Source organism: Achromobacter sp. JUb104 (genome assembly GCF_024806975.1).
Taxonomy (GTDB): Bacteria; Pseudomonadota; Gammaproteobacteria; order Burkholderiales; family Burkholderiaceae_B; genus Achromobacter; species Achromobacter spanius.
In genome coordinates, this window is sequence record NZ_JANUEY010000001.1 from 640,607 (window position 1) to 654,051 (window position 13,445).

Sequence of the window (13,445 nt, forward strand, 5' to 3'; positions counted from 1 at the left end):
ACGCAAACGCAAACGCACTCGGGGTAAAAAAGACAACGCCATCGATGTCGATGGCGCAGGGTTGCCGGCCAATGTATCCAGGGCCTGGCCGGGCGTCAATGCGGGATGGCCGCAAGGCGTAGGTCAGGTTCCTTGTTGCGCGCGGGCCAGGTAGTCGATGGTCAGGTTGGACAAGGCGCGCACGCCGTTGATCAAACCCGATTCATCCACGTAAAAGCGCGGCGAATGGTTGGGGGCGGCCTTGTCCACGTCGGTGCCCTTGGGGGTTACGCCCAAGTAGAAGAACATGCCCGGCACCTTTTCCTGATAGAAGGAAAAGTCTTCCGACGCCGTGGACTTGGGTTGCAGGCCGTAGTTGCCTTCGCCCGCCACGCGCCGCAACGTCGCGCCCATTTGCTCGGTCAAGGCAGGCGGGTTGACGGTGGCGTTGTAGAGCTCAACCACGCGCACATCCGCGCGGGCGCCGGCGCTTTGCGCAATCATGTCGGCGGTGCGGGCGATGCGTTGGTGGATGTCTTTCTTCATGCCTTCGTCGTAGGTGCGGATGGTGCCCGTCATGGCCACGCTGTCCGGCACGATGTTCATGCGGTTGCCGCCGTGGATGGCGCCCACGGTGATGACGGCGGGCTCCAGCATGCTGTTGAGCTGGCGGCTGGGAATGGTCTGCAAGCCCAGGATGATCTGCGAGCTGACGACGATAGGGTCAATGCCCGACCAGGGGCGTGCGCCGTGCGTCTGCTTGCCGGTGACGTCGATCCAGAATTGGTCCGCCGCCGCCATGGCGGGGCCGCTGCGCCACGACAGCCAACCCGCCGGATAGGCGCTGGACACGTGCAGGCCGAAGATGGCGTCCACCTTGGGATTTTCCAACACACCTTCCTGCACCATCATCTTGGCGCCCCAGATCTTCTTGCCATCGGGTTCGAAGTCGGCGGGGCTTTCCTCGGCGGGCTGGAAGATGAATTTCACGCTGCCGGGCAACTGGTCTTTCATGCCCGCCAGCACTTCGGCCGTGGCCATCAGGATGGCGGTGTGGGTGTCGTGGCCGCAGGCGTGCATGACGTCGACTTCCTTGCCCAGATACGTGCCCTTGGCTTTCGACGCGAAGGGCACGTCCACCTGTTCCTTGACGGGAAGCGCATCCATGTCGGCGCGCAGCGCGACGACGGCGCCAGGCTTGCCGCCCTTGAGCACGGCAACAACGCCCGTGCCGGCCACGCCTGTCTTCACGTCCATGCCCAGCGCGCGCAGATGGTCGGCGACCAGCTTGGCGGTGCGCGTTTCCTGGTTGCCCAATTCGGGGTGCTGATGAATGTCGCGGCGCCACGCGATGAGTTTGTCCTCAATGGCGCGGGCGCGCTGCTCGATCTGCTCGGACAGCGCCGCATTGGGCGCGGGCATCAACGGGCCTTGCGTACCGGGCGCCGGTTGCGCGGCGGCCGGGCCAGCGAAAAGAAGATGGGCGGCGAGCGCCAGCGGCGCCAGCCGGAACAGCGGTTTGCAAGACGGCATGGGGTGGTCTCCTCGTGGTTGTTAACCTGTTATTGGCTGAGGATCTTACCCAAGCGTGGCGCGGCTGGCGCGTTTGTTACGGATGCTTAAATTCCGGCCCGTTTGATTCCGAGCCGTGAAATTTTCGCTACTGCAATTTGATCCCCAGCTCCTTGATCAGCGGCGCCATATCGGCGCGATCCGCCTTGATCGTGGCCGCGAGTTCCGCAGGGGTACTGCCGATGGGTATCATCCCCAGCGTTTCCATCTGGGCGCGCATCTCGGGTTGCTTCAAGATGTCCGACACGGCTTTCTGAATCAGCGCCACGCGGTCTTGCGGCACGCCCGCTGGCGCCATCAGGCCAATCCAGGGTTGCGGCGCGTAGTCTTTCAAGCCGGATTCCTTCAGCGTCGGCGTGTCGGGCAAGCCGCCGAAACGTTGCGGGCTGGTAATGGCCAACGCACGCAGCCGACCGCTGTCGATCAAGCCCTTCGAACTGGAGGGCGCATCCAGGCCCACATCCAGCTGGCCACCGATCAGGTCATTTTGCGTTTTGCCCGATGACGACGATGGCACGTACAAGGCCGTGATCCCCGCGCGCCGCGCGGTCTGTTCCCACACCAGGTGGAACGCGGTGCCGATCGAAAACGAGCCCACGCTCAGGCTGCGCGTTTTGCTCTCGCGCACAAAGTCGTCCCAGGTCTTGATGGGGCTGTCCTTGGGCACGATGAAAATGAACGGCGTGCGCGCCACCAGTGAAATGGGTTGCAGGTCTTTTTCCGTATCGAACGGCAGGCTGTCGACCGCGAAGGGCACGATGGTGACCGACGAGGCCACCACCATGCCCAGGGTGTAGCCGTCGGGCGCGGACTTGACCAGCGCGCTGGTGCTGATGATGCCGGACGCGCCGGGCCGATTTTCCACCACCACGGGCTGGCCCCAGGCCGCGCCAAGCTTGCTGGCCAGGACGCGCAGCATCACGTCCACCGGCCCCCCCGGCGGATTCGATACGATGATCTTCACTGCTTTGTCGGGATAGGCGGCCTGCGCGGTCTGAACGGCCAATGGCGCCAGCAGCGCAAGCGCCAGCACGGTTTGCTTGAACATGAAATTCCCCTTGTTTTGTGGTTTGGTTTGTTTGCTTTGTCTATTCGCTTGGCTGCGCCGCCCGATGGTTCAGGCCAGCAGTTGCTGATGCGGCGCCATCGGCCAGTCAGGTGCATCGCCGCGTATGAACGCTATCCATGCACGCTGGGTCTGCGCCACCAACTGTTCAGCTTGAGCTTGGCCCAACCCTGCCAGCATGGGCGCATCGGCAAAAGCCGACAGCGTGCCGAACACGAAGGGCAATTCAATGCAATGGCAGGCGCCGAAGCGCACAGAAGGCGCCACGTCAAAGCGCGCCAACCAGGCTTGGCGACCTTGGGCCAACGCCTCTTGCGCCCACAGGCGGGAAGGCGCGCCGAAAACCTCGTCACCCATCTTGCTGCTGGCCGCATCCACGGCATGGCCCGGAAACGCGGCCATTTCGTCGCGGGTATACGCCACCAGCACATCCGCGCGCGACGTGGCCTGGCGCAGTGCCGGCGCAATGTCTTCAGGCAATACCTGTCCATCCAAAACGGGGCCGAATTGGCTGCGGCTGCTGCCTTCGGCGCGTAGCGCGTCGGCCACGGCGGGCGCCTGCTGCGCGGCCAGCAATGCCGACACGGGAAGCGCCCGCGCGGCTTCCAGGGTATCGACGCCGGCGGCTTGTAGAAAGGCACGGCCCAGCGCGTCGGCTTGGGACGCGGTACGAAACCCCCGACCCAGCGCGGCGCTTTGCAGAATCGCGCGCGAAAAGCGCGGGCGGCGCGCCAACATCGCGCAGATGGACGACGCGCCGGCCGATTGGCCCATGAGCGTGATGCGTTCGGGGTCACCGCCCAGGTCCTGGATGTTGTCCAGCACCCAATCAATGGCGGCCTCCTGGTCCAGCAGGCCCACGTTGGCGGTCTGCCCCGGCACATAGAGCCAACCCAACGCAGCCAGGCGATAGTTGACGGCCACGACCACCAGATCACCGCGCGCCGCCAGGCCTGCCCCGTCGTACCAATCCTGCGCGCCGCCACCGCTTTGCCACGCGCCGCCGTGCAACCACACGACCACCGGCCGGCGCTGTTGGTCCGCGGCGGGCGTCCACACCGTCAGGTGCAGGCAGTCTTCGGATTGCGGGGTATCGAAATCGCCCATGGCCTCGCGCAGCCGCGAGGGCAGTTGTGGCGATACCGGCCCTGGCCGGGTGGCGTCGCGCTCGCCGCGCCACGTTGGCGGCTGCGGCGGCGCAAAGCGCAGGCTGCCCACGGGTGCCTGCGCATAGGGAATGGCGCTGTAGCGACACACGCCGCTGGCTTCTCGCACGCCGGTCAGCGTGCCGGCTCGCAGCGCCGCCTGGACGGGTTGACCCATATCTGCCCCTTGCCTTGTTGTGATGTGGCTGGCGCGTAGGGCGCCGTCGCCGGAAGGCTTAATGGTAGGGACGATCGGGGCAGGGAAGGCATGCCGGATTTGATCAAGGCCATGCGGAACACGCATGGCCAGGGGGCGGGGGCGCTATCGCGTCGATCGCGGCCGAAATCGCGGTATATCCGCCTGCTGGGCCAGATTTGACCCGATCGGGCCAAATCTGGCCCGGTGCATATTCATATGAATCAATCACTTAGCAACAAGCGGGTCAAATCTGGCCTGATTTCCCCCGAAAAATGCGCGTTTTCAGCGGTTTTGCGGCCAATTTCTGGCGGAGGATGCCACTCCTGAATCGTAAGTCAATGAATCCATTGCGTTTAATGCCGACAATGGAAAGCTGGCATGGATGTTGCGTTGATGAGTGGGCCGCGAGTATTGCGGTGCGCCTGCCCAGGAACCCACCGTGCCCCACTCATCCGATCTGCGCTTTACCTTCGTGTCGTCCGCTCGCGGCGTGGAATTCGACGTCATTGAATTCACGCTGGACGAAGCCCTGTCCGAGACCTATCGGCTGGAACTGGACTTGTCCAGCTTCAACCCCGCCATCGACTTCGGCGCCATGCTGGACCAGACGGCGCTCTTCACGCTGTGGCGGGGCGATACGGCGGTACGTCACGTCCATGGCATCGTCACCGCCTTCGAGCAAGGCGACACGGGCTTTCGGCGCACGCGCTACCGCGCCGTGCTGGAACCCTCGCTGTCTCGCCTGGCGCTGTGTTCGGACTGGCGCATCTATCAGCAACTGTCCGTGCCGGAAATCCTGGCCGATGTCTTCAAGCGCCACCACATCACCGACTATGAACAGGTCACCACGAACCCGCACCTGCCGCGCGAATACTGCGTGCAAGCCGGTGAAACCGACCTGGACTTCGTTACCCGGCTGGCCGCCGAGGAAGGCTATTTCCATCGCTATGTGCATACCGAACAAAGCCACGGCCTGATCCACGGCGACCGCATCTACATCCACGGCGAAATCGCCGGCGGCCCTATCGTCTACCAACCATTGGCGGGCGGCGACCCGGCCCAGCCCGCGCTGCGCCGCTTCACCTACACCGAGCAACTGCGCACCGCGCGCCAAACCCAGCGCGACTACACCTACACCCACCCGCAGTACGACCAGGAACACACGCACGTTGCCAGCGACCTTCAGCACCAAGACCGCCGCTACGAACGCTATGACTATCCCGGCCGCTACAAGCGCGACGAGGCCGGCAAGCCCTTTACCCAAAGCCGCTTGCTGGGCCTGCGCCGCGACGCGCGCATGGCGCAGGTGCAGGGTGACGACGCCCGCCTGATTCCCGGCGTGGCCTTCGACCTGACCGGCCACCCGCGCGAAGATTGGAACCAGGGTTGGCGGCCGGTACGCATGCGTCATCACGGCGTGCAGCACACCAGCCAGGAAGAAGACAGCGCGGGCGCGGAACACGGCACGCGCTACGGCTACACCGCCGACATCGTGCCCGACAAGGTCGACTGGAAGCCCGCGCCCAGCCGCAAGCCCGTGGTCGACGGCCCGCAGATCGCCAGCGTGGTCGGCCCGCCCAACGAAGAAATCTATTGCGACGAATACGGCCGCATCAAGGTGCAGTTTCCGTGGGACCGGCTGGGCAGGAACAACGAACACAGCTCGTGCTGGATTCGCGTATCGCAGAACTGGGCGGGCGCCGGCTGGGGCCACATGGCCATTCCGCGCATCGGGCAGGAAGTGATCGTCAGCTTTCTGGACGGTGATAGTTCGCAGCCGATCGTCACGGGTCGAACCCACCGGTCGATCAACCCGCCGCCCTACGAACTGCCGCGCCACAAGACGCGCATGACGATCAAGAGCCAGACGCATAAGGGCGAGGGCTATAACGAACTGCGCTTTGAAGACGAACGCGATCAGGAAGAGATCTACGTCCATGCCCAGAAAGACCAGAACATCCATGTGAACCACAACGAAACTACCTTCGTCGGCAACGACCGTGCCGAACAGGTCGAGCACGATGAAACCATCACCATCGGCCACGACCGCCGTGAAACGGTGGGCAACGACGAACAGGTCAACATCGGGCAGGACCGGCGTCACGCCATCGGGCAAAACGACTTCCTGACCATCGACCGCAACCACACCATTGCCACCGGGCGCGACCGCACGGAAGACGTGGGCAACAACCGCCGCGACAAGACGGCCGCGAATCACTGGATAGAAACCGGCGGCCACGTGGAGCACAAGGTGCAAGGCCATTTCCAGGTGCATGCCGGCGAGCGGATCGAAGGCAAGACGGTCACGCTGGAATTGCAGGCAGCGCAATGCGTGGTGATCAAGGGGCCGGGCGGCACGATCACGATCAACGGTTCGGGCATCACGCTTGAAGCGCTTGCCATCAACCTCAAAGGCCCGATTTCGCAGGCGAATGGAGGCGGCAATTCGCTGTCGATGGCGGGTAGCGTGGTTGAGGGGCTGATAGAAGACTGCATGGAACGCACGCGATGACAGCCGCTGTCATGTCCAGCCTGATCGCTGAACGCCGTCATGCTGAAGATGCCATTTATCTGCTGGTGGACCCGCTGGCCGACTGCGCGCCAGAGCAGCTCCTTAGCCTGGCGTCGTTGATGGAGGCATTGGGCGCTGACGCCCTGACCACGGTGGCGCGGCCTGATCTTGCGCACACGCCAAGCGCCTGCCCGGTGTTGATTCGCTTGGCGGGTCCCGGCCAGGAGCCTGCCACGGCATTTATCCGTCAGGTATCGCAACACGCACTGGCCGACGTCGTGCACCGCAGACGCTATATCTGCGGTCTGCTGCTAAGCCCCTTCGACGCCGACGCCTTGGCCGAACATGTCGCCGCACGCTGCATGGATTTTTCAGGCAGCGCTGTGGGCGGCATGTCGCCGTGGTTCGAGCCGTTGCGGCTGGAACTGCTGGCCGCCTCGATGTCCCGGGAGTCGCTGGGCCATCGGCTCTGGCCAATACGCACGTGGCTGTTGCCCACCAGTTGGGGCTCGTTTGCCATCGTGAATGGTGCACCGGGTGGACCGGCTGCCGCGGACGCCTCAAGCGCTCAGGCCGATCCTCTGCCGGCGCTAGCCCGCCAGACGCAACAGGACGCGGTGCTGATCGCAACGCTGTTGGCCGCATGGCGGCGGTCATTGCAACAGCCTTTGGCGTACGCCCCACGGCGTTGGCAGGGCCAGACGCCGCTGCCACCCCAGGCCGCCGCAGAAGCCTTTCGCATGATCCGGCAGGCGCGACAGATTGGCTTGACGGATAGCCGCGACATCATCGTGCTGGCGCTGCATCAAGAGACGATACATCCGCGCTTGCTGCATTACGAGCCACTGCGCCTGGCCTTGAGCCGAACGTCCCCCGGCGGTGCCGCCACCGCGCTGGCGGCCTGTGGCGACCTTGCGTGGCAGCGCATCGCCCATCACCTGAACCTCGCGGAAACCACCTCATGACGCTCAGCCGGCAACTCGACATTACCGTTCAGGAGATGCTGCCTTTGCCGCTGGGCAGTTGCAAAGCCTGCGAGCGCACTGGCATTCCTGTTCTGCTTCTGCGCGAGGCCCCCATTCCCAAGACGCCGGCCCTGAACAAGCACGGCGCATTGACCCATCCCGGCCTGCAACAGTCGCTGCGCGTGCTGCGTAGCGGCTATGTGTACGTGTTGCTGGACGGCAATGTCTGGCAGGCCTATCAGGTCACCGACGCCGGCCACCTACGCCTGTTCGACCCCTACGAGATGGGCAGGGATGCCCCCGAGCCCCTGTCTGAACGATGTGTGCAGCATGCCCACGACCTGCCGGCGTCCTTCATCGGCATTGACGTGGATAAGTACAAGACGGCCTGGATCGCGTATGCGCAAGACCCGTGGCCCACCGCCGTGCTGGATGCGTACAAGTCTGGCGCCACGCCGGCGGCTCAGGCTCGGAAAACCGTCCACCCGTTACGCTTCGTGATCGTGGACCTGACCACCCTGCGGCAAGATCCCACGGCGGGTGGCGCCGCGCTGGCACTGGAACACGCGCATCCACTACATACGCACGTGGCGGAGTACAGCTTGGATGTGCGCGACTTCGGCAGCGTGCATGGCTGGCATTCGCGCGCCCTGCAAGCCACGGGCATGCGCAACTATCTGAAGATGATGGAAAGCCAGCATCGCCTGCCGCAAGGCGTGCCGGGGTTGATATTGCCAGACCCGGTGGGCATGGCGCAGGAACTGAATAACTTTCGATTGGCCGCGTACACGCAGAAGCGGATGTGGGCGGAAGAGCCGCAACGGCGCTATGCCTATCTGACGTCGCAATGTTTGTTGGGCATTGAGCAGCTCTACGCCGCCCAGGCCGATGCCGAGATACCGGCGAGCCCTACGTACCTGCAAGACCTGATACCCACCGCATCCGGCATGGGGCCGAGTTTCTGGGACCCCGCACAGGAGCGCCGCGAACGCGTGGCGCACAAGGTGGCACGGCGGATGGGTCGACTGAAGGAACGCTATTGGGAAACCGACCCGCCGTCCGAGCGAGGCCGGCAGGGCCGCGCCAGTTTTCAAGCGAGCTATGACAAGGAGTGCAAACGTCTGGAGGACGACATCGATGCCTATGGCAAAGACTGGGCGGGGGTTGTGCGCAGCGCCGCCTGGAGGCGGATAGTCGATCTGGACTACAGCGACATCGACGAACGATCACGCCGCTTGCGCCTGCTGATGGTCAGCGCGTGCCTGGACGGCGGTATTACCGACGCGGTGGAAGCGCCTGTTGTCAGCAGAACGGGCGCGCCGGCGGTTGCCCCCAAGCCGGGCCCCACGTCGCAGGCATGGCAGGAGCTGTTGTCCGATCCGCACAGCGCGGTCTATGTGGCGTTGAACGGCCAGCGCAGCGATTTGCAATCCAGCTTTCTGCCCTTGTTCAGCGCGGGCGCGGGCGGCGCGGCCGACGATGCCGCCAAGAAGTACTTCGACGCGGTAAAAGGCGTGGTCAGTAGCAAAGAGGTCGGTGCCTGGCGTGAAGGCTTGGCGGCGGGCGCGGCAGACCAACTGTTGGCCGCCATGCATGGCGCCAGCAGCCGGCTGCACAATCTTCTGAACGAAGGCACCCGCGCGGCGATTGATGCCGTGCACGTCGGCGGCGCATGGTTGTACCGTGGCGCGCAGATGACGCAGGTCGTGATCCAGCTGACCGTCAGCGAACTGCTAGGAATCTACGCCGACGAACTTCAACGTGTCGGCGAGTCCCTGAACCAAGACACCGGCCGCCGAGTACGCGCCTTCATATTTTCCGGCCTGATCAGCGTCCCGGACCCCGCGTTGCACAAGATACTGGTCAACGTGACGATCTGGATGGAAGGCAGCGCGGAACAGATCGCCGAGCGAATAAAAGAACTGAAGACCGGCGCGGCGGACGTGACTCGCGACGTGATGCAAGACGTGCAGGAGGCAATCGGCGGCGTGACACACAGCGCACGCGGCATATCTGGTAGTGCGATGCGCAAGCTGTCAGTGGGCATCAAACACCTGGAGACGCCCGCGGCGCAACTGCTCATCGGTTTGGAACTCAGTGCGGAGCACGCACGGGAGTTCGCCAAGAACGGCTTCGCCAGCTTGAAGCGCTTATCTGTGGGTTCGGGATATGGCGGGTTATCGCTGGTCAGCCTTTATTTTCTGCATGACAGTGTGCGGTCCAGCCTGGATTCCGCGCGCCAGGCGGTAGGCGCGGAACATGCGGAGGCGATGGCCGCGCTGTACGGGGCGGGCATCGGCATGCTGGGCGCGGGTGTGGAGGCCGGTGGATTGGCGCTTAGCGTGGCGGGAGAGGCTGTGCAGCCATTTATGCGCAGGGTTGCGAGCGCCGAGGCGGGGATGGTTGCGAAGGCGATTGGGCTGGGGAAGGGGTTAGTAAAAGCGGGTGGCGCGATTGCGGCTTTGGGGGGAGTGGCGGATGGGGTGGGAAGTTTGGGGGCGGCGATGCGTACTGATGCGGTGGGGGATGGCGATGCGGCCGGGACATACAGAATCGCTGCCTTAGCCTCTTTTGCCGGGGCGGGTTTTAGCTTGCATGGTGTCTTGACCGGCGAGGCATTGTTGGGGTCACTGGGCATTGGGATTGCACTCGGTCTTCTAGCATTCGCCTTCGGACGCGTAGCCAAAAAAAAACAAGATTCGGATGCGTTGGAATTGTGGGCTCGCCGCTCCTATTTCGGTCGTGCTGGGGAAAAGTCTCGCTGGGCAACGGCAGATCAAATGGATGCCGCAATCTCGGAGCTGAATGCCGCACTTATCGGTATGGAGGCGATCCTCGGTTTTCGTTCGGTCGAGCGGCCAATGGATGTCGACTCGCTACTGACGACCGACATACTGCATATCCAGGCAACGGGCGGTATGGAGTCGGGCTCGGAGCTCGGCTATCGAATCGTCCTGCCTGGCTTCGATCCGGAGGTGTCGCGCTATGAATTCCGGCTTCTTGTAACGCGCTTCGGAGTAGACAAAGTCGGGCGACATACTCCGGCGGCGATAGAAGGCGTCCTTGAGTCCGTCCATCACAACAGCGTCCTAAGTGCTCCCAGGCTCGATGAATTTCGGTGGTTGACGCCTAATGACCATGTGTTGCCGACTAAGCAAGCGCCAATGCTAGCGTGCAGTTACTCGCTCGAGCCTTTGCACGGAATCAAGAGTGCCACGGTCAGCATCATCTATTGGTGTGACAAGGACGATCTTTCCGGTTATGCGAGCATCACTCGGACGGAGGTGGCGTGATGGCGCGATCCAAACTCATTCCTTCGTGTGCGGGATGGCAGCGCGATTTGCCGGGCCCGAATGAAAAGCCCATTGTGATGCCAAGCGTAAAAGAGGATGGGCCGAATCACATTGACGACATCTACTTGGAGCTGTCCAGGCGCTCTTCCTCCATACGCGGAATTTTGCTCTTTGTTGCCGTCTTCATCGGCTATTGCGCCGTCATTGAAGCTCCCAGCATCGTTTTGAGTGTGCTGTTCACCAACAGTGTGAGTTTTAGTTCATTTCATCTGTTTTTGGTTTCCTCCGGGCTGTTCATGATGGCGCTATGCGCCTGGACCAGTGCGCTTATGTACCGGACAGACGTCGCGCAACCCCGCGACCTCCCCATCCGCTTCAACCGCGCCCGCCGAAAAATCTACGTCTACGGTTTCCACATGGTCTGGTGGAGACCCTTCTCCCACTGGTACGTCACCACCGCCAGCTATGACTGGGACGACGTTCGAGCCGAAGTCTGGGAACAATGGGGCGCGTCATCCAGTGGAAGCCTGATCATCAAATGGGGCGTGTCACTCGCCATCGTCAAGCCCGGCACCAACGAAGTCATCGAACGTTTCCACCTCAGCACCTACAACCAAGACCTGGACAATCTCTGGGCCTACGTCTGCACCTACATGCAGCAAGGCCCGGAAGCCTTGCCACCGTGCGATATCGAACCGCGTGACGCGAATGACGTGCCGGCATACAACTTGGCGCTGCGTTGGGCGCCAAGGGTTGAATGGCCAGAGGCGATGGATGCCGAATCCCGGAGTGCGCCGTGAAGGGTTGCATCGAGCTGGTTCCAATAGTGCGGATAGATTCTCGGCGCAGACCTATTGGAGAGGCGTGATGGCGCGATCCAAACTCATTCCTCCGTGTGCGGGATGGCAGCGTGATTTGCCTGACCCCAATGAAAAGCCCGCTGTGACGCCAAGCGTAAAAGAGGATGCGCCGAATTACATTGATGACATCTACCTGGAACTTTCCAGGCGCTCATCATCCATACGCGGCATTTTACTTATCGCTAGTTTTATCCTCGGCTATTTTGCCGCCGTTGAAGTCCCACGCAACATTCTCGGTGGGGTGTTGCGCGCACACTCCGGCTCTGCTTCATTCAATCTTTTTAACTTTTCGGTTGGGCTGTTCACACTTTTCGTATGTGCCTGGACCAGTGCTTTCATGTATCGAACGGAGATAGATCAGCCCCGCGACCTCCCGATCCGCTTCAACCGTCTCCGCCGAAAAATCTACGTCTACGGATTCCATATGGTCTGGTGGAAGCCCTTCTCACGCTGGTACGTCACTACCGCCAGCTACGACTGGGACGACGTTCGAGCCGAAGTCTGGGAACAATGGGGCGCCTCATCTAGTGGCAGCCTGATCATCAAGTGGGGCGTATCACTCGCCATCGTCAAGCCCGGCACCAACGAAGTCCTCGAACGTTTCCACCTCAGTACCTACAACCAAGACCTGGACAATCTCTGGGCCTACGTCTGTACCTACATGCAGCAAGGCCCGGAAGCCTTGCCACCGTGCGATATCGAACCGCGTGACGCGAATGACGTGCCGGCATACAACCTGGCGCTGCGTTGGGCGCCAAGGGTTGAATGGCCGGAAGCGATGGATGCCGAATCCCGGAGTGCGCCGTGAAGGGTTGCATCGAGCGCGCCTCAACAGCGGAGATGGACTCTCACCGCAGCCCTATTGCAGGGCGCACGTGCGTTGACCGCCGTCCGATGCTTGTCCCAGGGCCAATGGACGTCGATTCGTTTGTGGCGACCCACATCAATTGGTATGACAAGGACGGTCTTGCCGGATACGCCGGCATCACGATGATGGAGGTGGCGTGATGGCGCGATCCAAACTCATTCCTGCGTGTCCCGGGTGGAAGCGCGATTTGCCCGGACCGAACGATCTGCCCGATGCTCCGCTTAGTCGCGTGACCCCGCCTAATTACGTGGACGCCATCTGTTTGGAACTGTCCAGACGTTCTTCCAGTATCCGAGGAACTTTCGTTGTATCCGTTCCGCTGTGCGTTTGTTTCCTCATTTGGCAGCTAACTATCGCGATTCGCTATGAATGGTTCTCGTCTGGAGACATGACGGATCGATTGCTGGCTATTTTGGTAATGGCCGTTTGTTCAGCAGCCTATTTGTACCTTGCAGCGTTTCTGTTCCACATGGACGTTTCTACACCGGGCGATCTACCTATTCGCTTTAACCGCGCCCGTCGCAGAATTTACGTCTACGGCTTCCATATGGTCTGGTGGAATCCCTTCGCTCGCCGCTATGTGACCACCGCCAGCTACGACTGGGACGACGTTCGCGCCGAAGTATGGGAGCAATGGGGCGCCACTTCTGGTGGTGGCTTGATGATCAAATGGGGCGTCTCAATAGCCATCGTCAAACCCGCCACGAACGAAGTCATCGAACGTTTCCACCTCAGCACCTACAACCAAGACCTGGACAATCTCTGGGCCTACGTCTGCACCTATATGCAGCAAGGCCCGGAAGCCTTGCCACCGTGCGATATCGAACCGCGTGACGCGAATGACGTGCCGGCATACAACCTGGCGCTGCGTTGGGCGCCAAGGGTTGAATGGCCAGAGGCGATGGATGCGGAATCTCGGAGTGCGCCGTGAAGGGATGTATCGAGCGTGTTCCAACAGTGCTGATAGATTCTCGCCGCAGGTGTAT

Annotated in this window: 9 protein-coding genes; 6 read left to right on the plus strand and 3 right to left on the minus strand. The window is 62.3% G+C overall.

Annotation, left to right across the window (positions count from 1 at the left end; genetic code table 11):
• Positions 1-123: 123 nt before the first annotated feature.
• From M2361_RS02945 to M2361_RS02955, 3 genes are all read right to left on the minus strand, one after another.
• Positions 124-1,512 carry an amidohydrolase gene (locus tag M2361_RS02945; RefSeq protein WP_259246149.1) on the minus strand — a complete coding sequence of 463 codons (1,389 nt, stop codon included), beginning with the start codon at positions 1,510-1,512 and terminating at the stop codon, positions 124-126.
• Positions 1,513-1,639: 127 nt separating this feature from the next.
• On the minus strand, positions 1,640-2,599 hold the full coding sequence (locus tag M2361_RS02950; RefSeq protein WP_259246150.1) for a tripartite tricarboxylate transporter substrate binding protein: 960 nt from the start codon (positions 2,597-2,599) through the stop codon (positions 1,640-1,642).
• Positions 2,600-2,668: 69 nt separating this feature from the next.
• On the minus strand, positions 2,669-3,940 hold the full coding sequence (locus tag M2361_RS02955; protein ID WP_259246151.1) for a carboxylesterase/lipase family protein: 1,272 nt from the start codon (positions 3,938-3,940) through the stop codon (positions 2,669-2,671).
• Positions 3,941-4,400: 460 nt separating this feature from the next.
• Here M2361_RS02955 and M2361_RS02960 point away from each other — a divergent pair, with 460 nt between their 5' ends.
• The 6 genes from M2361_RS02960 (at position 4,401) to M2361_RS02985 (ending at position 13,390) form a co-directional block, all read left to right on the plus strand.
• A complete protein-coding gene (locus M2361_RS02960) occupies positions 4,401-6,473 on the plus strand; it encodes a type VI secretion system Vgr family protein (RefSeq protein ID WP_259246152.1) in 2,073 nt (690 codons plus the stop codon).
• A complete protein-coding gene (locus M2361_RS02965; RefSeq protein WP_259246153.1) occupies positions 6,470-7,438 on the plus strand; it encodes a hypothetical protein in 969 nt (322 codons plus the stop codon). Before M2361_RS02960 ends, M2361_RS02965 begins: the two co-directional genes overlap by 4 nt.
• Positions 7,435-10,731, plus strand: a complete 3,297-nt coding sequence (locus M2361_RS02970; protein ID WP_259246154.1) for a T6SS effector BTH_I2691 family protein — start codon at positions 7,435-7,437, stop codon at positions 10,729-10,731. The genes M2361_RS02965 and M2361_RS02970 overlap by 4 nt, the downstream gene beginning before the upstream one ends.
• Complete coding sequence (locus M2361_RS02975; protein ID WP_259246155.1) at positions 10,731-11,531, plus strand: DUF6708 domain-containing protein; 801 nt, start codon at positions 10,731-10,733, stop codon at positions 11,529-11,531. The genes M2361_RS02970 and M2361_RS02975 overlap by 1 nt, the downstream gene beginning before the upstream one ends.
• A 67-nt stretch (positions 11,532-11,598) precedes the next feature.
• Positions 11,599-12,399, plus strand: a complete 801-nt coding sequence (locus M2361_RS02980; RefSeq protein WP_259246156.1) for a DUF6708 domain-containing protein — start codon at positions 11,599-11,601, stop codon at positions 12,397-12,399.
• A 448-nt stretch (positions 12,400-12,847) separates the two neighbouring features.
• Positions 12,848-13,390: a DUF6708 domain-containing protein gene (locus tag M2361_RS02985; RefSeq protein WP_259246157.1), complete on the plus strand. Its 543-nt coding sequence runs from the start codon at positions 12,848-12,850 to the stop codon at positions 13,388-13,390.
• Positions 13,391-13,445 lie beyond the last annotated feature (55 nt).